Here is a 21091-nt window from a genome sequence, read left to right as displayed (position 1 = left end):
CCGGCGTAACCCTTCGTCGCCGGGCGTAACAGTGCGCGGGGCGGAGGGGGTCGCTCACGCCGGTCCCGCCGCTGCCGGGCGCGGCAGGGCGCTCCCGTTCAGCTCGCGGCGGCTGCCGCGCGGGGGCTCTCGGCGCTCGCCTCGCGGTCGAAGCGCTCACGGCTGAAGACCTGGTCGGCGGTCGTCAGTGCGAGGCCGATCACGCCGGCCAGCTCGCCCAGGTCCGATGTGTGGATGGTCAGGTGCCGCGTGGCGAGCGGGTGGGTGCGCAGGTAGACGCGCTCGCGCAGGCCCGACATCAGCACCTCGCCGCAGTCGCCGAGCTGGCCCGAGATCACGATGGTCCGCGGGTTGAGGATGTTGACGAGGTCGGCGACCGCCTCGCCGAGGACGCGGCCGGCCTGGCGCACCGCCTGGGTGGCGCGCATGTCGCCGCGGAGCACGCGGGCCGTGACGTCGGCGACGTGCTTGATCGAGGGGTCGTCGGCCGAGAGGTCGCGGACGAGGGCCCAGCCGCTCGCGTATGCCTCCACGCAGCCGGCGTTGCCGCAGCGGCAGGGCAGCGGATCCGCGTCGACCGTGCCCGTGACCGCGCGGGTGTGGCCGATGTCGCCGGCCGCGCCGACGGCTCCGCGGATCGTCGCTCCGTTGAAGACGAGGCCCGAGCCGATGCCGGTGCCGAGCTTCAGGCTGATCAGGTTGTCGGAGCCGTGGTGGCGCGACTCGGCGAGGGCGCGGGCGTTCGCGTCGTTCTCGATGACGACCTGCACGCCCTCGTAGGGCTGGGCGAAGTAGCCGGCGATGTCGAAGTCGTCCCAGCCGGTCATGATCGGCGGATTGCGCACGCGCCCGGCGGCGAACTCGACCGGCCCCGGGACTCCGACGCCGATGCCGGCGACCGCGTCGCCCTGCTGCAGCCGCTCGAACGCGGCGAGCACCAGCGAGAGCACGGCGTCCGGTCCCTCCCAGACGTCGACGACGCCGCTCTCGTGTCGGAGGGGGGTGCCGCGCAGGTCGCAGGCGGCGGCGACGAATCCGCTCGCCCCGACGTCGGCGGTGAGGAACACCGTGCCGACCAGGTTCATCGCGAACATGCTCGAGGGGCGCCCGCCGGTCGACTCGCCTCCGGTGGTGGGGGCGATCAGGCCGAGCTCCACGAGGGTCGCGAGGCGCTGGTTGACGGTGGAGCGGGAGAGCCCCGTCTGCTCCATCACCGCGTTGCGCGAGACCTCGCCCTGCTCGCGGAACAGCGCGAGGACGTCGGCCACGTGCGAACCGGCCTCGCCGGTGGAGTACCCCGTCATCGCTCCCCCTCTTGTCACGGTCAGCGTACATGCCTGCCGACGGGAAACCTGAAGTTCCCCGACTTTCGTATTGCGGTAACGCGAAAGCCCCGGTAGTTTTCACACACCGGCACGCAGTGGTGCCACTGATCCTCAAGGATGACGATGAACCGCACAGCACGCCGCCTCCTCCCGGTTCTCGCACCGGTCGGCGCCCTCGCACTCCTCCTCACCGGCTGCGCCTCGGGTGGCGACACGGCCGCCGGCGGCTCCGGATCGACCAAGGTCGCCGCGGTCATCAAGGGCCTCGACAACCCCTTCTTCCAGGCGATGGAGAACGGCATCGAGGACACCGCGAAGGACGACTCCGTGGACGTCTCGGTGCAGGCCGCCGCCGACATCGGCGACACCACCGGGCAGGCCGACAAGCTCACCACGGTCGCCGGCCAGGACTTCGGCTGCCTGATCGTCAACCCGATCAGCGGCACGAACCTGGTGCAGGCCCTCGCCTCCGCCACCGGCAAGACGATCGTCAACATCGACAGCCCGCTCGACCCCGACGCGGTCGAGGCCGCGAACCTCGACGTCACCACCTACATCGGCACCGACAACGAGGCCGCGGGCGGCAAGGCCGGCGACTTCCTCCTGCAGCAGCTGCCCGCCGGCTCCGAGGTCGCCGTCATCGGCGGAGTCTCGGGAGACGTCACCAGCGCCGCCCGCGTCGACGGCTTCACCGCCGCGATCGGCTCCGACCTCACCGTCGTCCAGGAGGCCGCGGCCGACTGGAAGCGCGAGGTCGCGCTGACCAAGGCGACCGACATCCTCGCCGCGAACCCCGACGTGAAAGCGTTCTTCGCCGCGAACGACGACATGGGCCTCGGCATCGTCAAGGCCGTCGAGAACGCGGGCCTCACCGGCTCCGTCCAGGTGGTCAGCGTCGACGGCAACGAGGACGCGCTGCAGTCGGTGAAGGACGGCGGCCTCACCGCCACCGTCGCCCAGTACCCCTACGCGATCGGCCGGCTCGGCGTGCAGGCGTGCGAGGCCGTCGGCGCCGGCGAGGAGATCCCCGCCGAGATCGAGTCGCCCACCGCGCTCGTGACCTCCGAGACCGCGGAGCAGGCCCTCGGTGCCTTCCCCCAGCCGTTCGAGGAGTTCGACAACCCGCTCGCCGCGCTCGTCCCCAGCAAGTAGGACCTCCCGCCCATGGCAACCCAGGAAGCGACCATGACCTCAGTCACCGCCCGACCCCCGGCCAGCGCCTCCCCGCTGCTGGCGAACCTCCGTCAGCTCAGCTTCTGGGCCGAGAACGCCGCACCGATCGGGCTCGTCGCCCTGGTGATCGTGTTCTCGATCGCGACGCCGACGTTCCTCAGCCTCGGCAACATCAAGGCGATGCTCGTCGCCGCCGCGATCCTGGTCATCCTCTCGATCGGCCAGTCCTTCGTCATCACCACCGGCGGCATCGACCTCTCGATCTCGGCGACGATGACTGTCGGAGCGGTCGGCTTCGGCATCGGCTGGAGCGCCGGCTGGGGCTTCTGGCTCTCGGCGCTCGCGGCCCTGCTCTTCGCGGGGCTGATCGGAGTGATCAACGGCTTCCTGATCGCGAAGGGCAAGGTCACCGACTTCATCGCGACACTGGGCACGCTCTCGGTGGCGACCGGTCTCGCGCTGATCGTCTCCGACGGCAAGCCGATCACGGTCGGCAGCCCCGAGCTGCTCCGCCTCACCACCGGCTCGATCGGGATCATCGGCTACCCGATCATCCTGGCCGCGGTCATCGGAGTCGTCGCCTGGGTCGTCATGTTCCGCACCCGCTTCGGCCTGCACGTGCAGGCGGTCGGCGGCAACGAGGAGAGCGCGGTCGCCAACGGCATCAAGGCCGGACGCGTGCGCATCGCGGTGTACATCATCGCCGCCGTCCTCGCCGGAGTCGGCTCGCTCCTCCTCGTCGCCCGCGTCGGCGCCGCGGAGCCGGCCATCAACACGCAGTACCTGCTCAACTCCATCGCGGCCGTCGTGCTCGGCGGAGTGAGCCTCACCGGCGGCAAGGCCAAGATCGTCGGCCCGATCATCGGAGCGTTCCTCCTGACCGCGCTGACCAACGGCCTGACCCTCCTCGGCGTCTCGCAGTTCTACCAGCCCCTCGCCGTCGGCCTGGTGGTCGTGCTCGCCGCCCTCATCACCCGCTACCAGAAGAAGTGAGCCCAGCCATGACCAGCGACATCCTGCTCGAAGCGCGGGACATCAAGAAGTCCTTCGGCGGCGTCCACGCTCTCAAGGGAGCGTCGATGTCGATGCGCCGCGGCGAGATCACCGCCCTGATCGGCGACAACGGCGCGGGCAAGTCCACCCTCGTCCGCTGCCTCTCCGGAGTGCACCCCGCCGACTCCGGCACCATCACCCTCGACGGCGACGTGGTGCACTTCACCACTCCGCTCGGCGCGCGGGACGGCGGCATCGAGACGGTGCACCAGACCCTCGCCCTGGTCGAGGACCTGACCGTGTGGCAGAACTTCTTCCTCGGCCGCGAGCTCACCAAGGGCGTGCCCGGGGTGCGGTTCCTCGACCGCACGCAGATGAAGAAGACGGCCCAGGAGCTTCTCGGCGACCTCGCCGTGAATGTCCCGCCGGTCACCAGCAAGGTCCGCCGCCTCTCGGGCGGCCAGCGCCAGGCGGTCGCGATCGCCCGGGCTGCAGGCTGGGGCAGCAAGATCGTGATCATGGACGAGCCGACCGCGGCGCTCGGCGTCCAGGAGACGGCGCGCGTCGAGAAGATCATCCTCAAGCTGCGCGACGCCGGAGTGGCCGTGCTGCTGATCAGCCACAACTTCGACCAGGTGATGCGCCTGAGCGACCAGGTGTGGGTGATGCGCGCGGGCCTCGCCGTCGCCGGCCGCCGCACCGCCGAGACCAGCGGCGACGAGCTCGTCTCGCTGATCACGGGCGCGAAGGCCGCCTGATGCACCCCGAGTTCCTGCACCGCGGGAGCACGGAGCGCTCGTCGCCGATCGGGGTCCACGCGGGCCTGCTCGTCGGCGACTGGACGCGGGAGTCAGGGCGCCACGCGATCGGCGCCGCCGCCTCGATCGGCTTCGACCTGATCGAGATCCCGGCGCCCGACGACCCCGACGCCTCCGCGTGGACCGCCGACCTCCTCGACGAGCACGGGATCGACGCGGTCGTCTCGCTCGCGCTGGACGCCGACTCCGACATCACGGACCAGGCCACGGCCGGCCGCGGCGAGGAGCGGCTCCTGGCGGCCGTGCGGTTCGCCGAGGCGATCGGCGCGCGGTACGTCGGCGGAGTCACCTACTCGGCCATGCGCAAGTACGAGCACGCGGCCGACGCGGCTGCCCGCTCGCGCTCGCTCGACGTGCTGCGGAGGGTGGCCGCGGCCGCCGCTCCCGCCGACGTCGTCGTCGGAGCGGAGTACGTGAACCGCTACGAGAGCAACCTGCTGAACACGGCCGCCCAGACCGCCGCGTTCCTCCGCGAGCTCGACGCGCCGAACGTGCTCCTGCACCTCGACACCTTCCACGCCCACCTCGAGGAGGTCGACCTCGCGAGCGCCGTCCGCGACGCCGGCGACCTGCTCGGCTACCTCCACGCCTCCGAGAACCACCGCGGAGAGCCGGGCACCGGGAGCACCGACTGGACCGGGCTCGCGGCGGCGCTCGCCGACTCCGGCTACCGCGGCCCGCTCACCCTCGAGAGCTTCTCGCCCGCCGTCCAGCCCCCGGCCTCGGCCGAGGGCATGGGCCTCTGGCGCGAGCTCTGGCACGACCCCGTCGCCCTCGCGACCTCCGGCCACGCGTTCCTCGCGGACCTGCTCGACACCGACCCCGCGGCCCGACGCCGCCCCTGAACCTCTCGAACCAAGGAGCACCACCATGACCACGAACCCTCTCGGAGTGCACGCCCTCGTCTTCGCCGGCGGCACCACCCCCGACGAAGTGACCGCGACGATCGAGCAGACCAAGGCGGCCGGATTCGACCTGCTGGAGCTCTCGCTGCACGACGTGCAGAACCTCGACACCGCCTCCGCCCGCACCGCCCTCGAGGCGAACGACCTCGGCATCGTCTGCTCGCGCGGCCTCGCCTTCTCGGCCGACGTCTCCAGCGACGACCCGGAGGTGGTGGCCCGCGGCGCGAAGCTGCTCGCCGACTCCCTCGAGACCACCCACGCGCTCGGCGGCACCCACTTCACCGGCGCCCTCTACAGCGCGCTCGGCAAGTACAGCGCGCCCCTCTCGGCCGCGGGCCGCGCGAACGTCGTCTCGGTGCTGACCGACCTCGCCGCCGAGGCCTCGACGAAGGGCATGACCCTCGGCCTCGAGATCTGCAACCGCTACGAGACCAACGTCATCAACACCGCCGCGGACGCCCTGCGCCTCGCCGACGACATCGGCGCCGACAACGTCCTGATCCACCTGGACACGTACCACATGAACATCGAGGAGGACGACTTCTTCCGCCCGGTGCTGCTGGTCGGGGATCGTCTCGGGTATGTCCACATCGGCGAGAACCACCGCGGCTACCTCGGCAGCGGCCACCTCGACTTCACGACGTTCTTCCACGCCCTCGCCGCGATCGACTACCGCGGACCCATCACCTTCGAGTCGTTCTCGTCGGCCGTCGTCTCGCCGACCCTCTCGAACGACCTGGCCGTGTGGCGGAACCTCTGGAACGACGGCCCCGCGCTCGCCCGCCACGCCCACGGCTTCCTGGTGAACGCGCTGGAGAGCAGCCGTGGCGAGGCCTGAGACCGAGGTCGCGCCCGACGCGGTGCGGCCCGGTCTCGACGAGCTGGCCGGGCGCGCGCTCGCGCTGACCTCGCCGGGCCGCCGCGCGATCGTCGCGATCGCCGGCAGCCCCGGGGCCGGCAAGACCACGCTCGCCCGGGCCGTGGTCGCCCGCGCGAACGAGCTCGCGGGGGAGGGGACCGCCGCCTTCGTGCCGATGGACGGCTTCCACCTCGCCAACGCCACGCTCGACGAGCTCGGCCGCCACGACCGCAAGGGCGCCCTCGACACGTTCGACGGCTGGGGCTTCCTCGCCCTGGTGCGGAGGCTGCGCGCCGAGACCGACCACGTCGTCTACGCGCCCACCTTCGAGCGCACCGTCGACGAGGGAGTGGCCGGCGCGCTGGCCGTGCACCCCTCCGCGTCGCTCGTCGTGCTGGAGGGCAACTACCTCCTCGTCGACGAGGGCCCGTGGGCGCTGCTGCGTGCCGAGTTCGACGAGGCCTGGTTCTGCGCGACTCCCGAGACCGAGCGCTTCGAGCGCCTGGTCGACCGCCACGTCTCCTTCGGCCGCGCCCCCGAGGCGGCCTCCGCCTGGGCCTCCGAGGTCGACGGGCGGAACGCGCTGCTGATCGAGGCCACTCGCGACCGCGCCGACCTGATCGTGTCGGGGACGGCGGCGGGGGTGGTCTGACGCCCGATGTGGCGGAGGAGCGGTCCGCTTCGGGGCGCGACGTGGGCTCTCGGGCGTGTCCGGCCGGTCGATCGGTCGGACGACGGAGGACCCGTCGCCCGGCGGATGCGGTCTCGACGGGTCGGGTGCGAGGCTCGAGGGATGGACGACTCGACACGGAACTCCTCGGAACAGCCCGCTCCCACCACCCCGCCGGCAGCTGCGCCCCCCGGAGCCGGGCAGCCGCCCCTCCCCGTCGCTCTCCTCCTCCTGCTGCGGCGGAGCGACGGGCGGCCCGCGGCTTCGTCGGGCGCTCTCGACACCGTCCTGGCCGCCTCCGTCCTCGCGGAGCTCTCCCTCCAGCGGCGCGTCGAGGTGGACGCCGGAGCCGTCGCCCTCGGGCCGGAGCGGTCCGCGCTCGGGGACGCCGTGCTCGACGGGGCACTCGGGTGGATCGCAGCGGAGCGAGCACCGCGCAGCGTCTCCTGGTGGATCGCCCGCCTCACGCGGAGGGAGCTGCATGCCGCCCTCTTCGAGCGGGTCGCCGCCGTGGAGCCGGCGGAGGACGAGCGGCTGCGGATCCGGGTCGCCGAGGTCCTCGCGGCTCGGACGGCTCCCCTTCCGTCGGACGCGGCGCTCATCGGCCTGCTCGACGCGGCCGGAGCGCTCTCGCCGAGGCCCGGCATCCCGGACCGGCAGGCGATCCGGTCGCTCGCGGCGCAGCACTGGGCAGGGCCGGCGGCCGCCGCCGTCCTCGCGGGAACCGCCGCGAGCGTCACGGGAGCCGCGGTGATCGCCGCGACGACGACGGTCACGATCACCGGCATGTGATCCGACGCGTGCGACTCGCTGAAGCCGCGCGCCCCTACTCCGCCGGGTAGTCGGGCGCGACGAAGACGCAGAACGGGTGGCCGGCCGGATCGGCGAGGACGTGGAGCGCCTCCTCCGGGTCCTCGCTCCTGTCCTCGATCAGCTCGGCGCCGAGAGCGAGCGCCCGGGTCTTCTGCCGGTCGAGCTCGTCGGCGTCCGCGACCATGAAGTCGAGGTGCAGCTGCTGCGGGACGGGCCCCTCCGGCCAGGTCGCGCGCGGCAGGGCGGCCACTCGCTGGAACGTGAGCTTCGCGCCGTCGGCGGTGACGATCGCGACCCACTCCGCCTCGTCGTCCGAGCCGTCCGCGGGCGGCTCGTCGCCGGGGCGGTACTCGCCGCCGAGCAGGGCGAGGTAGAAGGCGGAGAGGGCGCGGGCGTCCTCCGTGTCGAGGACGACCTGGCGCAGGCGCATGCGGGCAGGGTACCGCCGGACAAGCACTGGAGGGGGGATCACGTGCTGTGCGGAGCGGCTCCGGGAGCCGGGCGTCCGTGGGTAGCGGCCCGACGTCGGCTGAGAAGGGGGTCCCTGCCCCGACACGGCAGGCAGGCCCCTCTCGGCCGAGGTCGTGCAGCTCTCCGACATCGCCGCCCTGCCACTCCGCGCCCGCTTCCTCAACCCCTCCCGGCTCCCGGCCTCGCGCCAGGGCCCGGCGCGTACTGTGGCCGCTGACTCATGACGGCTACGAGGGAGACACCATGACGGAGCAGATCGGAATCCCCGAGGCCGCGGCACTGGGGAGCGAGCGGCGGAGCATCGCGATCCTCGGAGCGGGCGGCGACCTCACCGAGCGGCTGCTGCTGCCGGGCCTGGGCCGGGTGGCCGAGCTCGCGCGCGACCTCGAGCTCACGCTGATCGGGGCGGCGCGCACGCCCCAGACCGACGAGGAGTGGCAGGGCCTCGTCCGCCGCAGCCTCGAGGCGGCCGGAGTCGCCGCGCACACGGTCGAGGCGCTCGCCTCACGGGCGCGCTTCGTCGCCACCGACGCCTCCGACCCGGAGCAGCTGAAGGCCCTCCTCGACGCCTGCCCGTCGACCCCGGTGCTCTACGTCGCCCTGCCGCCGGCGATGGGGCACAAGGTCGCCGCCTCGCTCGCCCAGCTCGACCTCCCCGAGGAACTGGTCGTCGCCATCGAGAAGCCGTTCGGCGAGGACCTCGACGACGCGATCGCCCTCAACGCGGCGTTCGCGAAGGTCCTCCCCGAGAGCCGCCTCTGGCGCATCGACCACTTCCTCGGCAACGCGACCGTGCTGGGGATGCTGGGTCTGCGCTTCGGCAACAGCCTGCTCGAGGCGAGCTGGAGCGCCGAGTGGATCGAGAAGGTCGAGATCGTCTACGACGAGACGCTCGGCATCGAGGGCCGCGCGGCCTTCTACGAGAAGACCGGCGCGCTGCGCGACATGCTGCAGAGCCACCTCCTGATGGTGCTCGCGCTGACCACGATGGAGCGCCCCGACGAGGTCGCGCCCGACGAGGTCCACGCGCGCATGGCCGAGGTGCTCGGCGCCGTGCGGCTCTGGCGCGACGACCCCTCCTCCGCCCGCCGAGCCCGCTACACCGAGGGCCGCGTCGACGGCCGCTTCTTCCCCTCCTACGTCGACGAGCCCGACGTCGACCCCGAGACCGGCACCGAGACCCTCGCGCAGCTGCTGCTCCAGGTCGACACTCCGCGCTGGGCGGGCGTCCCCTTCGTCCTCCGCTCCGGCAAGGCGATCGGCGACCCGCGCCGCGAGGTGGCGATCCACTTCCGCGCCGCCACGCCCCCGCGCGGCCTGCAGGCGGCCGAGGGCGACGCCGGGACGGTCCTCCGGATCGGCCTCAAGGGCGGCGACGTCAGCCTCGACCTGGTCGTGAACAGCGCCGACGAGCTGACCGATCTCGAGCGCACCACCCTGACGGCGCAGCCCGGCGCGGCCACGCTCGACCCCTACGCGCAGGTCCTCGCCGGGATCCTGCAGGGCGACACCCTGCTCTCGGTCCCGGGCGACGTGGCCGAGCAGTGCTGGCGCATCATCACTCCGGTGCTCTCCGCCTGGGCCGCGGGCGACGCTCCGCTGGACGAGTACGAGGCGGGGAGCGCGGGGCCCGAGGGCTGGTGAGCTCGCGGTGAGGCGCGCGGGCTGAGGCGGGGGCGTTCCGGCGCGGGCCACCCGCGAACGGAACGGTGGGTCACCGACTGATCGGGCAGAGCTTTTCCGGAGTCCGCTCTCCCCGAGCGGCTCGGCAGTGCGCCTCGGCAGCCTCCTGAAGTCTCCCGACCGAGGCGGCCGCCCCTACTCTCACCAGGAGACGTGCACGAGACGTCGTGCCGCGTGAGAGAGGGAGTCCGATGAACCTGGTCGCGCCATTGCCCAAGCCCGTGGTCTTCGCGATCGCGGCCGTCTTCTCGGTGGTCGGGATCGTCCTCTTCGCGCTCGCCTACGGGAGTGCGATCGGCGCCGAGTGGTTCCCCGTCGCGACCACGATCGTCATCTTCGCCGCCATGGCCGTCGGACGAGTCGGCAAGCCTCAGGTGCTGGTCGCGAATCTCCTCTCCTATGTGACCGTGGGAGCCGGAGTCGTCGGGGGATATCTGACGGAGTTGACCACAGGAGGATTCGCGGTCGTCGCTGTCGCGGCAGCAGGCTTCGCTTTTCTTGAGGCTCGGGACGATTCGTTCTGGGGCGCTCAGGTCTCCCATTCCCGCGCGAAGCTGATCGTGGTTCTCGTGGCTGTCGCCGTGGGGGTCCTGCTCGCCGTAGCCGGCCTCTCCTTGCTGATCCTGCAGGAAGTCGCTTCTCGGGTGTGAGGGAATTCCTCCTCCGCCCGCTGTCGCCGGCCGGCGTCGCCGCTCGGGGCTGTGAGCCGAGCGATCGCTGCCCGTTGACCCTCCCGCCGGGGGAGACGGGATGCTGGAGGCATGTTGGGCATCGGGGAGTACGCAGGCATCACGGGTCTGAGCGTGAAGGCGCTCCGGCACTACGACGAGAAGGGCGTGCTGGTCCCGGCGGAGGTCGACGAGCGGTCGTCGTACCGCCGGTACGCCGACGCCCAGGTCCGGGCCGGAGTCGTGATCAGCGCCCTCCGGAGCGCGGGGGTGCCGCTGCCCGAGGTCGCGGCGGCGACTCGAGCCGGCACCGCGGCGGAGGCGCTGCAGGCGCACAGGGAGCGCGTGCTCGCGGAGCGGGAGCAGGAGGACCGGGCGTTCGAGGCCGCCGAGGTGGCGCTGCGGGCGCTCGCCGTGCCGGTCGAGGTCGCCGAGCGGACGATGCCGGCGCAGCCGTACGTCGGCCAGGTCCTCACGATCGCCCTGGACGAGGCCGACGGGCCGGGCGACGACGAGGCGAACGAGATCTTCGGCGCGCTCGCCACCCGAGTGCACGCGGCAGGGCTCGGGCCGACGGGACGTTTCTGGACGGCGCTCCGGGCGGGCGAGCCGGGTTCGGCGGAGCTCGTCTGCTGCTGGCCGACGTCGGCGGAGGCGGAGGGCGACCTCGCCGATCTCGCCGCGATCCTCCCGGCGCGCACCGAGCTGGTCGCCACCTGGCGCCCCCGCGACGGGGAGGAACTGCCCGAGGGGACCCTGCATCCGGCGATCGTCGCGCTCTTCGACGCCGCCGGAGACCGCGGCCTCCGGCTCGACGGGGTCGAGGTGAGGCAGACGGTGCTGGGGGAGGGGCCGGAGGACGTGGCGGTCGAGGTGTCGCTGACGGTCGCGGGGTGAGCGCAGGGCGGGAGGCGGGGACGACCGCAGTCGCCCCCGCCTCCCGGTCCGGTGCTGCTCAGTAGGCGAACTGCCACATGTAGCGGCGTCCCTCCAGCGCATAGCCCCGGGCCGCGGCCCAGTGGGCGGCGAGCCGGGAGACCAGCGTCGAGTACACGAGCGGTGCGACGAAGGCGCGCTGTGGCGCCGCGATGCCGGGCAGCTCGAGGTCGCGGGAGTCGACGTAGTGGGTCGTCCCGCTGTACTGGTCGAGGAAGTTCCGGGCGCGCTCGCCCATCGGCCGCGTCGCGTCCTCGGCGAGGAAGACGAGGCTCTGCGTCTCGCCGTCGAAGACCTCGAAGGGGCCCTGGAAGAACTCGTCCGCGTTGATCGTCGCGGCGTGCATCCACTGCATCTCCTGCAGGTAGCAGGTGGTGAAGGTCTGACCGGGGCCCATGAGCGACCCGGAGGTGACGAGGTAGGTCACAGGGACGTCCTTCATCGCGGCGGCCAGCTCCTCGGCCCTCGGCTCGAAGGCGGCGACCGTGGCGACCATCGCGGACGGCAGGGCGCGCAGCGCCTCGAGCCGATCCGTCACGTCCACCCCGTCGCGGCGCAGGACCGCGAGCGCGAGCAGCTGCAGCACGAGCTGCGTGCCCTGACCGGTCTGCGCGACGAAGGCGGTGTCGAGGGCGAGCGCGAGCGGTCCCTCCTGCTTGAGGGTCACTCCGACCACGGCGGCGCCGCGCTCCTGCGCCCACTCGCCGGCCCGCACGGTCTCGGGGGTCTCGCCGGTGCCCGAGAGCACGACGACGAGCGCGCCGGGGCCGACCGAGGCGGGCGCGCGGAAGAAGAACTCGTCCGAGTTGTAGGAGGCGGCGGGCGTGATCGCGGCCGTGTCGAGCAGGTACTGAGCGGCCTGGACGCCCATCAGCGATCCGCCTGCGCCGACCAGGAAGACGCGGTCGACCGCGGGGAGGGAGGCGACGTGGTCGTCGATCCGGCTCCACAGCGACAGAGCGTGCTCCATCGAGGGGGCGATGTCGTCGGGGACGGGGGCGACGGGGCCCGGTCCGAGGTAGGTGCCGTCGGTCATCGGAATTCTCCTTCTGCGAGGGGGTGGGTCTGGTGGTCGAGGGCGACGGCCGCGGGCGGGCCGGCCTCCTCGGTGATCTCGATCGGCGCTCCGTAGCCGAAGGCGCCGTGCTCGGTGCAGGTGAACGCGGCCGAGATCGAGGCCGCGGCCATGAGGTCGTCCAGCTCCTCGCCGCGCAGCAGCCCGATGAGCGTGCGGGCGATGAACGAGTCGCCGGCGCCGAGGGTGTCCACGACGCGAGTGGCGACCGGGGTGCTGACGGCCCGGCGGACTCCGTCGGAGAGCACGGCTCCGCGCTCGCCGCGTGTGACGAGGGCCCAGGAGGCGCCGGCGTCGAGGGCGCCGGCGAGCAGGTCCTCGATCTCGGCGTCGCTCCGGCCTCCTCCCGAGAACGAGGCGAGGAAGCAGTGCTCCGCGACCTCGGCGACGGACGCCCGGTCGAACTCGGAGGAGAAGTCGTACGACACGCGCGTCCGCTCGGCGAACGCGCCGAGGTGCTCGTCGAGGAAGCTCGAGGCGCCGACGTGCAGAGCGTCGAAGCCCGCGATCGTGTCGAGGTCGTCGGCCGAGGGGGTGAAGAGCGAGACGCCCTTCCCCGAGTCGAGGAAGACGCGGTCTCCGTCGATCAGGCCGATCCGGCAGTAGGCGGTCCAGCCCTCCTCCTGGCGCAGGCGCGACACGTCGACGCCCTCGGCGGCGAGGGAGGAGCGGAGGAGCCGGCCGGCGGCGTCGTCGGACACGGCGCCGATGTAGGCGGTCGGGACGCCCTCGCGAGCGGCGTAGACCGACACGTTCACGCAGTTGCCGCCGGGGTACATCACGCCGTCCGCGGTGTAGCAGTCGACGACGTTGTCGCCGACGGCCACGACCCGGGGATCGGCGAGCGGGAGCGGGCGCATCAGGCCGTCACCGCGCTGAACCGCGACGAGCGGAACGGCCGCAGCAGCGGGCTCGCCTCGCCGGAGAGGATCTCGAGGGCGATCAGCTCCCCGACGATGAGCCCGAGCGTCGCGCCGCTGTGGGTGAAGACGGCATGCAGACCGGGGATCTCCTCGACGGCTCCGAGCACCGGCTCGCCGTCGCCCGGGATCGGCTTCGGGCCGGCCCCGAACGAGTCGAGCTCGAGCCGCGGGTTGCCCGCGAGCACGGCCGACGCCTCCTCGAGGAGAGTGGCGACGGTCTCGTCGCGCACGTGCCAGGTGCCGTCGGGGTCGACGACGACCTCGCGCTCCGACCAGCCGGAGTCGAGGACGAGGGTCCCGTGCGGGGTGGGCCGCACGGCGACGCGGGGGGTGTTGAGCACGGCCCGCAGCTCGACCTCGATCGGCTTCGTCGTCACGAGCAGCGAGATCGGTGTCTGCTCGGGGAGGTGGATCCCGAGCTCCGCGAGCTCGCGCGGCACCCAGGGTCCCGTGGCGAGGACGACCTCGTCGGCGGGGATCCGGTCGCCGGAGGCGGTCTCGGCTCCGACGGCTCGACCGCCCTCGACGATGACCGTCGTGCGTCCGGCGTTCTCGATCAGCACGCCGCCCGCCTCCTGGAAGGCCTGGAGCAGGTGGGCGGTGAGGAGCGGGAGGTCGACCCAGCCCTCTCCGGGATTGAAGATCGCGCCCTCCTCGGCGACGGAGGAGGGGTCGACCCCGGGGGTCCACTCGGCGATCTCGTCGGGGGAGAGCCACTCGGAGTCGTAGCCGACCGCCTTCTCGTGGGCGGAGCGCTCGCGGTGGGACCGGCCGGGCTTGGCCCAGGTCAGGCCGCCGTCGAAGCGCAGGAACCGCGCGGCGTCGGGGTTGCGGGCGAGGAGCGTCCGGTAGCGGTCGATCCCGGCGACGCGGAGCGCGTGGTACTCGTCGCTGCGGATCCCGGCCGAGTTGAGCCACGAGAGCGAGCGGCCGCTGGCGCCGGAGGAGACGGTCGTCTCGGTCACGAGCGTGACGGTCGCGCCGCGCCGGGCGAGCTGCGCCGCGGTCGAGACTCCGAGCACTCCGGCGCCGATCACGACGACGGCGGGAGCGGAGGCGGTGGTTCTGGGCATGGCTGTGCTTCCTGTTCGGTGAGTGGAGAGAGGGGGCGCCGTCAGCGCGATGCGGCGGCGCGGATCCGGTCGATCAGCTCGAGGACGCGCACCGCGTCGTCGGGATCGACCGGCAGGGGCGCGCCGTCGAGCAGTGTGTCGGCGAGGCGGGAGTAGAAGTCGCTGTAGCGGCCGGCCAGGAGGGGGTGCGGGCGCGCCGACCCGTCTCGCCCGAGCAGGGCCGGGGTCGAGGCCGCGCCGAAGCCCTCGTCGGTGGGGAGGCCCCCCGCCTTGAGGGCCCCCTCCTGCGGGTCGAGGCCCGAGGAAGTGAAGCCGGCCTCGGAGCCGAGGACGTGGAAGCGCGGCCCGACCAGCGGCGCCATCGCGTTCATCCACAGGTGCGAGACCACTCCGCTCCGGTGCTCGAGCGAGACGAACGCGTCGTCCTCGGCTCCTCCGCCGTCCCGCCGCGTCGCGAGTTCCGCGTGCACGTGGTCGACCTCGCCGAAGAGGAGGAGCGTCTGGTCGAGGAGGTGGGTGCCGAGGTCGAGGAGGATCCCGCCGCCGTCGGCCGCTGTCGAGCGGGCCTTCCACGTCTTCGTCTCGACGGGCTTGAACCACTCGAAGCGGGACTCGAACCGACGCACCACGCCCAGGGCGCCCTCGTCGAGGAGAGCGCGCAGGGTGAGGAAGTCGCCGTCCCAGCGGCGGTTCTGGAAGACCGTCAGCACGACGTCCTGGGCGCGGGCGTGGTCGACGAGCGCCCGCGCCTCCGCGGCGGTGGCGGCCAGGGGCTTGTCGACGACGACCGCGACTCCGGCGTCGACCGCCCGGGTCGCGAGGTCGACGTGGGTGCCGGGCGGCGAGCCGATGACGACGAGGTCGAGGCCGCGCTCGAACAGGGACTCCGCGTCGGGCAGCACCTCGGCGCCCGGGTGCAGGCGGCGGGCCTCGGCGGCCCGCTCGGGATCGGCGGTGACGACGGCCTCCACCGAGTACCGCGGAGACGTGGCGAGGAACGGACCGTGGAACACGCGGCCGGAGGTGCCGAACCCGATCACGCCGGTGCGCAGCGGCTCCCGGGCGCTCACAGCACCTCCGAGAGGAAGCGCTGCAGGCGGGCGCTGCGCGGTGCGTCGAAGATCTGCTCCGGGGTGCCGACCTCGACGACCCGGCCCTCGTCCATGAAGACGACCTGATCGGCGACCTTGCGGGCGAACTTCATCTCGTGCGTGACCACGAGCATCGTCATCCCGCGCTGCCCGAGCGCGGCCAGGAGGTTCAGGACGCCCTTGACCAGCTCGGGGTCGAGCGCGCTCGTGACCTCGTCGAAGAGCATCACCTCGGGCGCCATGGCGAGGGCCCGGGCGATGGCGACGCGCTGCTGCTGGCCGCCCGAGAGGTCGCGCGGCCGGTGGTCGGTGCGCTCCGCGAGTCCGACCTCCTCGAGGCGCTCGTGGGCGACGCGCAGCGACTCCGCCTTCGACATCCGCTTCACGTTGCGCAGCGCCAGCGCGACGTTCTCGAGCGCGGTGTGGTCGGGGAAGAGGTTGAAGTGCTGGAAGACCAGACCGATCCGGCGGCGGAGGACGTCGGGCTTCACCGCGAGGGCGCTCTCGCCGGCGATCCGCACGTCGCCGCTCTTCGGCTCGTGCAGGCGGTTGATGCCGCGGAGCATCGTCGACTTGCCCGAGCCGGAGGGCCCGATGACGCAGGTGGTCGTGCCCGGCTCGACCGTCAGGCTCACTCCGCGGAGGACCTCGATGTCGCCGTAGGCCATCGTGAGGTCCGCGAGCTCGAGGCGCGACCCCTCGTAGACGTGGCCGTCGGCCAGGGGGATGGGCGAGGTGTAGGTCACGTGTTGCTCCCGAGGGTGAGAGGGGTGGGCGAGACCTCGGCGACCTCGTCGAGACCGCTCTTCGGCGGGGCGGCCCTGCGGCGGCCGGTGCGGAAGCGGTTGTCGAAGTAGTTGACGAGGTGGGTCAGCGGAACGGTGATCACGAGGTAGAACAGGCCCGCCATCACCAGCGGGGACAGGTTGCCGGTGAGGACGGCGGCGTCCTGGCCGACGCGGAACAGCTCCCGCTCGCTCACGAGGAGGCCGAGGAAGTAGACGAGGCTCGAGTCCTTCACGATCGCGATCGACTGGTTGACGAGGGCGGGCAGGACGCGGCGGATGCCCTGCGGCACCACGACCAGCCGCATCGCCTTCCCGTAGCTGAGGCCGAGGGCGCGGCAGGCCTCGAGCTGTCCGCGGTCGACGCTCTGGATGCCGGCGCGGAAGATCTCGCCGATGTAGGCGCTCGCGATCAGGCTGAGCGCGAGGATGCCGAGGGGGTAGGGCGAGGGGCCGAAGATCTGCTGGCTGAAGCGGGCGAAGCCCTGGCCGATCAGCAGGATGGTGAGGATCGCGGGGAGGCCGCGGAACACGTCGGTGTAGATCCGGGCGGGGATGCGCAGCCACCGGGAGGTGGAGATCCCCATGACGGCGAGGATCATCCCGAGCACGATGCCGATGACCGTCGCCGCGAGCGAGATCACGAGCGTGTTGACGAGGCCGGTGCCGAGCAGCTGCGGGAAGACCGCGGCCATCGCGTCGAAGTCGAGGAAGGTCTGAGTGAGGGTGTCGAGCCAGTCCATGGTGCTCTCTCAAAGGTCGAGGGGGCGCGGCGCGGACCGCGCGCGCCCCCTTCAGGTCACGGGGTGGGGGTGGGGGAGCTGGTCTGCTCGGCGCTCGGGAGGTACTGCTCGGGCATCGGGGAGCCGGGGAACCACTTCTGGTACAGCTCCTTCCAGGTGCCGTCCTCCATGGCCTCGTGGAGTCCGTCGTTGAGGGCCTCGCGCAGGGCGTCGCTGCCCTTGGCGACCGCGAAGCCGGCCGGGGCGTCGAAGGACGGGATGTCCTCCACGTCGACGAGGTCGTACTGGTCGATGTACGCCTTGGTCGACTCGTAGTCGAGGAAGTGCGCCTGGATGGTGCCGTTGTTGAGCGCCGCGATCGCCGCGTTGTTGTCGGGGAAGCGCACGAGCTCGGCCTCGGGGAAGTTCTTCACCGCGTAGGTCTCCTGGAGGGTGCCCTGCACGACGCCGAGGCGGGTGCCCGAGCCGAGGTCGTCGGCGGAGGAGATCCCGCTGTCCTTCGTGCTCAGCACCGTGAGGTAGCCGGCGAGGTAGCCGTCGCTGAAGTCCACCGTCTTCTGGCGGTCGGGAGTGATGCCGATCGCGGCGACGCCGACGTCGTACTGCTTGTTCGCCACGGCGGCGAGGAGGCTCGAGAAGTCCTGGCCGGTGAAGACCACGTCGGTGATGCCCTCGCGGGCGGCGACGTCGGTGAACAGCTCGATGTCGAAGCCGCTGAACTTCCCCTCGGCGTCGGTGAACGCGTAGGGCTTGATGTCGCCGACGCTGGCGACGCGGATCTGGCCCGGCGTGATGAGGCCGTAGGGGTTCTCGGCGGAGGTCGCTCCGCCGCCTGCTCCGCTGCTGCCGCAGGCCGTGAGGGTGAGCAGGGCCGCCGCCAGCGTGGCGATCGCTGCGGGGATGATGCGCTTCTTCATCGCTGTCCATTCATGAGGAGGTGGGGCGGAGGATCGAGGGATTCTGTAGGTGAGTCCGGTCCCAATCAGCTAGGTTGAGACCGGACTCACCGCGGTATCGAGGAAGCTACCCCGCGCTGCGAACGAGTGTCAAGAGCAGGAGAAGTCCGGATCGGAAGGAGCGTCGTGACCGACATCACGAAGCGGAGGCGCGAGGTGACCGTGGCCGACGTGGCCCGGGAGGCCGGCGTCGGGAAGGCCACGGCGGCGCGCGCGCTGGGCAACTACGGCGCCGTCAGCGAGAGCGTCCGCGACCGGGTGCTGGCCGCCGCCGAGCGCCTCGACTACCGGCCGAACGAGCTCGCCCGGAGCATGAACACGGGGAAGTCGAAGACCATCGGCGTCATCGTCGGCGACATCGAGAACGGCTACTTCGGCCTCGCGATGAGGGGCATCACCGACGCCGTCGCCGGAGCGGGCTACGACGTCGTCCTCATCAACACGTCGGAGGACGTCGACACCGAGGTCGACGCGGTGAGGGTGCTCCTGGACAAGCGCGTCGACGGCATGATCGTCTCGCCCGCGTCGTCCTTCCACACGCAGCACCTGCACGACGTCCACGCCACGGGTCGTCCCCTGGTCCTGCTGGACCGGCGGATCGACGAACTCCCGGTCCCCTCGGTCGGCGTCGAGATCGCCGTGGCCGCCGAGCAGGCGACCGCCGCCCTGCTCGAGGCCGGGCACCGCCGGGTGGCGTTCGTGACGGCGCTCGCCGACCCCGGCGATTGGACGCCGGGCGAGCCCCTTCGCGTGTCCTCGGTGACCGAGCGCCTGTCCGGCATCTCCGCGGCGCTGAGCTCGGCGGGCATCGCGCCCGACCGGGAGCTGATCCACTTCGGCGCGACAGGCTTCGTCGAGGCGGCCGCCGTCCTCGACGATCTCCTCGCGCTCTCCGAGCCGCCCACCGCGATCCTCGCCTCCGACAGCCTCATCGCCCTCGACCTGCTGCGCGCCGCGAGGGCCCGAGGCCTGCGCATCCCGGACGACCTCTCCTTCGTGATGTTCGACGACTTCCCGTGGGCCGAGCTGATCGATCCGCCCCTGTCGGTCGTGTCCCAGCCGATCTACGAGGTGGGAGTCGCGGCCGGCCGCACGATCCTGCGCCTGCTCGGCGGGCGGACGGAGTCGGACGCGGAGATGCTCGCCGCGACGTTCATCGCCCGGGAGTCCATCGGGCGGGTGGGCGGCGGCGCACCGGAAGAGCGCATCGACTGAGGCGTGGGCTGTCCGAACGTCCCCTGCCGGCCGTCGGCACGGCGGACGTCGCCGGGGAGCGGAACCTCTGCGCCACTGACCGCGTCGGGGCGACCGGATGGATCGCCGGCTGCGCGGGAGTGTCGCGGCGCTCTCGGTGCCGAAGTCGCTCGGGGCCCGGCTCGACCGCGCCGACGTGGCGGTCGTATGGCGCCACTTCGGGCATACGCGTATGCTGTCACGCATGATAGATGGAGTCGGGGCACAGCTTCGAAAGGGCGTAGCCGAGTTCTGCATCCTGGGGCTGCTCGACACCGTTCCCATGTACGGGTGGGAACTGTCCACGCGCTTGCAGGAGGTCGGTGTGATCGGGAGCATCGGCACCCTGTACCCACTCCTGGGTCGGCTGCGGGACCGAGGCTCGATCACCGCAGTCGTCGTCCCGAGTACGCAGGGTCCGGCTCGGAAGTACTACTCGTTGACCGACGTGGGGAAGGTCGAGCTCGGGCGGTTCAGGGCGGAGTGGCCGTCCTTCGTCGGGCAGGTGAACGAGACGATCGGAAGGGGAACGTCATGAGCACGACGACATCGCCGGCGGCGGCGCGCTACCTCGAGGAGCTGAGGATCGCATTGTCCGGCGTGCCCGCCGACCTCCGGATCGAGATCTGGAGCGGGATCGGCGAAGAGCTGGACGGCCTCGACGACGATGCCGCCCGTGAGCGGATTGCTGAACTGGGAAGTCCCTCTCGGATCGCGCAGGCGGCCGGCGGATCGCTCGCTGGGGGCGGCGGGTCGATCTTCGACCGCCCCTGGTTCGCCGTCGTCGCCTCGCTGGTCTTCGCCTTCGGCTGGCTGGTGATTCCCGGATTCGGCTGGCTCCTCGGCGCCGTCGCGATTCTCCTCTGCTCGTCCTGGACCGTCTCGCAGAAGAGGAGGGCGCTGGTGATCCCCGTCGTCGCTGCCGTGGTGGTCGGCGGGGCGATCGGGCTCTACTACTGGCTGTCGGCGATGCCGAGTTCCGGTATGACGACGTGGACGGTCCTGGCTGGTGCGTGGCTGGTCGGGGGTGGCACCAGCCTTGTTCTCGGGACGCGACTGTGCGCCCGCTTCGTGAGGGCGCGGCGGGCGCACAGCGCGTTGGAGTGAGCCGGATGAGCTCTGCTCGTCAGCTCCAGCTCACCGTCGCGGCTCCTCCGGAGACCGTCAGGCGCAACTCGAAGGTCGTGTTGTAGGGGACGCCGCACATCTGCGCGTTGATGAGCATCTGCGCGCGGTTGGCGAGCGGTCGGCCGAGGTAGTTGAGCGACGAGCCACAGGCTCCCCCGATCGTCCAGGCCGGGCCCCACGGGTTGGCGGTCACCGTGTTGCTCGACAGGTTGTAGGAGGTGTAGAAGCTCATGCTCACCAGTCCGACCCAGGTGTCGATCTTGCAGCCGTTCCGCGCGGACCCGCTCACGGAGCACTCGCTGATGCCGCGCGTCTTCACGTCGGCGCCTTCTCCTCCGATGCGGACGACACTGACGGATCCGTCCTCATAGGTGGAGATCGTGTAATCGCCATCAGGACGCTTCTCCTCGACCACCTTCACGGTCGGGTTAGCGCTCGACAGCGAGTCCCACGCCTCGCCGGCGAGGTACGCCTCGACCAGGTCGTCCTGCGTCTCGGAGGGAACGCCGTACTCCGAGAGGAACTCGCGGGCGATGACGACCTCCGAGTGCTCGGCTTCCGTGCTCGCGCTCGCAGGCGCGGCTCCGGTGAGAGCGAGTGCGAGGACGGCGATCCCCGCCATCAGCTTGGATCTGAATCCAGACATGAGTGTCTCCGTTTCTTGTTCCGGGTGGAACATTGCGTGACAAGGTACTGATGGTGTGCTCAGGCGGCCAAGGCTTCGGAGTACGGTGGCGCGTTCGCTGCGCCACAGACGCGATTCTCGCCGC

At 71.9% G+C, this 21091-nt stretch carries 23 protein-coding genes; 13 read left to right on the top strand and 10 right to left on the bottom strand.

Annotation, left to right across the window (positions count from 1 at the left end; genetic code table 11):
* Positions 1–98: 98 nt before the first annotated feature.
* On the bottom strand, positions 99–1304 hold the full coding sequence (locus C5C49_RS06275; protein WP_104345717.1) for an ROK family transcriptional regulator: 1206 nt from the start codon (positions 1302–1304) through the stop codon (positions 99–101).
* Positions 1305–1448: 144 nt separating this feature from the next.
* Here C5C49_RS06275 and C5C49_RS06270 point away from each other — a divergent pair, with 144 nt between their 5' ends.
* From C5C49_RS06270 to C5C49_RS06240, 7 genes are all read left to right on the top strand, one after another.
* Complete coding sequence (locus tag C5C49_RS06270) at positions 1449–2477, top strand: substrate-binding domain-containing protein (protein WP_104345716.1); 1029 nt, start codon at positions 1449–1451, stop codon at positions 2475–2477.
* A 33-nt stretch (positions 2478–2510) separates the two neighbouring features.
* The gene (locus C5C49_RS06265; protein ID WP_104222714.1) at positions 2511–3491 is read left to right on the top strand and encodes an ABC transporter permease; all 981 of its coding nucleotides are present in this window, start codon (positions 2511–2513) and stop codon (positions 3489–3491) included.
* A gap of 8 nt (positions 3492–3499) precedes the next feature.
* Entirely contained in the window at positions 3500–4249 is a 750-nt protein-coding gene (locus tag C5C49_RS06260; RefSeq protein ID WP_104222715.1) for an ATP-binding cassette domain-containing protein, read from the top strand.
* Entirely contained in the window at positions 4249–5154 is a 906-nt protein-coding gene (locus C5C49_RS06255; RefSeq protein ID WP_104345715.1) for a sugar phosphate isomerase/epimerase, read from the top strand. The genes C5C49_RS06260 and C5C49_RS06255 overlap by 1 nt, the downstream gene beginning before the upstream one ends.
* A 25-nt stretch (positions 5155–5179) precedes the next feature.
* Positions 5180–6052, top strand: coding sequence for a sugar phosphate isomerase/epimerase (locus tag C5C49_RS06250; protein WP_104339428.1), 873 nt, complete (start codon positions 5180–5182; stop codon positions 6050–6052).
* On the top strand, positions 6039–6725 hold the full coding sequence (locus tag C5C49_RS06245; RefSeq protein ID WP_208543338.1) for a nucleoside/nucleotide kinase family protein: 687 nt from the start codon (positions 6039–6041) through the stop codon (positions 6723–6725). The genes C5C49_RS06250 and C5C49_RS06245 overlap by 14 nt, the downstream gene beginning before the upstream one ends.
* A gap of 141 nt (positions 6726–6866) precedes the next feature.
* The gene (locus tag C5C49_RS06240; RefSeq protein ID WP_181135719.1) at positions 6867–7535 is read left to right on the top strand and encodes a GPP34 family phosphoprotein; all 669 of its coding nucleotides are present in this window, start codon (positions 6867–6869) and stop codon (positions 7533–7535) included.
* A gap of 34 nt (positions 7536–7569) precedes the next feature.
* Here the strand turns inward: C5C49_RS06240 and C5C49_RS06235 are convergent, their stop codons facing one another.
* Positions 7570–7986, bottom strand: coding sequence for a VOC family protein (locus tag C5C49_RS06235; protein WP_104239613.1), 417 nt, complete (start codon positions 7984–7986; stop codon positions 7570–7572).
* Between the two features lie 284 nt (positions 7987–8270).
* Here C5C49_RS06235 and C5C49_RS06230 point away from each other — a divergent pair, with 284 nt between their 5' ends.
* From C5C49_RS06230 to C5C49_RS06220, 3 genes are all read left to right on the top strand, one after another.
* A complete protein-coding gene (locus C5C49_RS06230; RefSeq protein ID WP_104345713.1) occupies positions 8271–9671 on the top strand; it encodes a glucose-6-phosphate dehydrogenase in 1401 nt (466 codons plus the stop codon).
* Between the two features lie 230 nt (positions 9672–9901).
* The gene (locus tag C5C49_RS06225; protein ID WP_104282823.1) at positions 9902–10360 is read left to right on the top strand and encodes a hypothetical protein; all 459 of its coding nucleotides are present in this window, start codon (positions 9902–9904) and stop codon (positions 10358–10360) included.
* Positions 10361–10471: 111 nt separating this feature from the next.
* On the top strand, positions 10472–11275 hold the full coding sequence (locus tag C5C49_RS06220; RefSeq protein ID WP_104345712.1) for a MerR family transcriptional regulator: 804 nt from the start codon (positions 10472–10474) through the stop codon (positions 11273–11275).
* Between the two features lie 58 nt (positions 11276–11333).
* Here C5C49_RS06220 and C5C49_RS06215 read toward each other — a convergent pair whose 3' ends face one another.
* From C5C49_RS06215 to C5C49_RS06185, 7 genes are read right to left on the bottom strand one after another with little or no spacing between them, the layout of a single operon-like run.
* Positions 11334–12350, bottom strand: a complete 1017-nt coding sequence (locus C5C49_RS06215; protein WP_104345711.1) for an SIS domain-containing protein — start codon at positions 12348–12350, stop codon at positions 11334–11336.
* On the bottom strand, positions 12347–13249 hold the full coding sequence (locus C5C49_RS06210; RefSeq protein ID WP_104345710.1) for a PfkB family carbohydrate kinase: 903 nt from the start codon (positions 13247–13249) through the stop codon (positions 12347–12349). The genes C5C49_RS06215 and C5C49_RS06210 overlap by 4 nt, the downstream gene beginning before the upstream one ends.
* Entirely contained in the window at positions 13249–14385 is a 1137-nt protein-coding gene (locus tag C5C49_RS06205; RefSeq protein WP_104345709.1) for an FAD-binding oxidoreductase, read from the bottom strand. Before C5C49_RS06205 ends, C5C49_RS06210 begins: the two co-directional genes overlap by 1 nt.
* A 41-nt stretch (positions 14386–14426) precedes the next feature.
* A complete protein-coding gene (locus C5C49_RS06200) occupies positions 14427–15455 on the bottom strand; it encodes a Gfo/Idh/MocA family oxidoreductase (protein ID WP_104345708.1) in 1029 nt (342 codons plus the stop codon).
* Positions 15452–16222, bottom strand: a complete 771-nt coding sequence (locus tag C5C49_RS06195; RefSeq protein WP_104315289.1) for an amino acid ABC transporter ATP-binding protein — start codon at positions 16220–16222, stop codon at positions 15452–15454. The genes C5C49_RS06200 and C5C49_RS06195 overlap by 4 nt, the downstream gene beginning before the upstream one ends.
* Positions 16219–17004, bottom strand: a complete 786-nt coding sequence (locus C5C49_RS06190) for an amino acid ABC transporter permease (RefSeq protein WP_104345707.1) — start codon at positions 17002–17004, stop codon at positions 16219–16221. The genes C5C49_RS06195 and C5C49_RS06190 overlap by 4 nt, the downstream gene beginning before the upstream one ends.
* 56 nt (positions 17005–17060) lie before the next feature.
* Positions 17061–17921 carry an ABC transporter substrate-binding protein gene (locus C5C49_RS06185; RefSeq protein ID WP_104315287.1) on the bottom strand — a complete coding sequence of 287 codons (861 nt, stop codon included), beginning with the start codon at positions 17919–17921 and terminating at the stop codon, positions 17061–17063.
* A 165-nt stretch (positions 17922–18086) separates the two neighbouring features.
* Between C5C49_RS06185 and C5C49_RS06180 the strand changes: the two genes are divergently transcribed.
* From C5C49_RS06180 to C5C49_RS06170, 3 genes are all read left to right on the top strand, one after another.
* Entirely contained in the window at positions 18087–19175 is a 1089-nt protein-coding gene (locus C5C49_RS06180; protein ID WP_104345706.1) for a LacI family DNA-binding transcriptional regulator, read from the top strand.
* 223 nt (positions 19176–19398) lie between these two features.
* Positions 19399–19731, top strand: a complete 333-nt coding sequence (locus C5C49_RS06175) for a PadR family transcriptional regulator (RefSeq protein WP_104223999.1) — start codon at positions 19399–19401, stop codon at positions 19729–19731.
* The gene (locus tag C5C49_RS06170; RefSeq protein WP_104345705.1) at positions 19728–20300 is read left to right on the top strand and encodes a hypothetical protein; all 573 of its coding nucleotides are present in this window, start codon (positions 19728–19730) and stop codon (positions 20298–20300) included. The genes C5C49_RS06175 and C5C49_RS06170 overlap by 4 nt, the downstream gene beginning before the upstream one ends.
* Positions 20301–20319: 19 nt before the next feature.
* Here C5C49_RS06170 and C5C49_RS06165 read toward each other — a convergent pair whose 3' ends face one another.
* Positions 20320–20967, bottom strand: a complete 648-nt coding sequence (locus C5C49_RS06165) for a hypothetical protein (protein WP_146076483.1) — start codon at positions 20965–20967, stop codon at positions 20320–20322.
* Positions 20968–21091: the final 124 nt, after the last annotated feature.

Origin of the sequence: Rathayibacter sp. AY1E2, assembly GCF_002932325.1 — a bacterium.
Classification (GTDB): Bacteria; Actinomycetota; Actinomycetes; order Actinomycetales; family Microbacteriaceae; genus Rathayibacter.
Note: the sequence above shows the minus strand (reverse complement) of the source record. Positions and strands in the feature narration are given on the sequence as shown.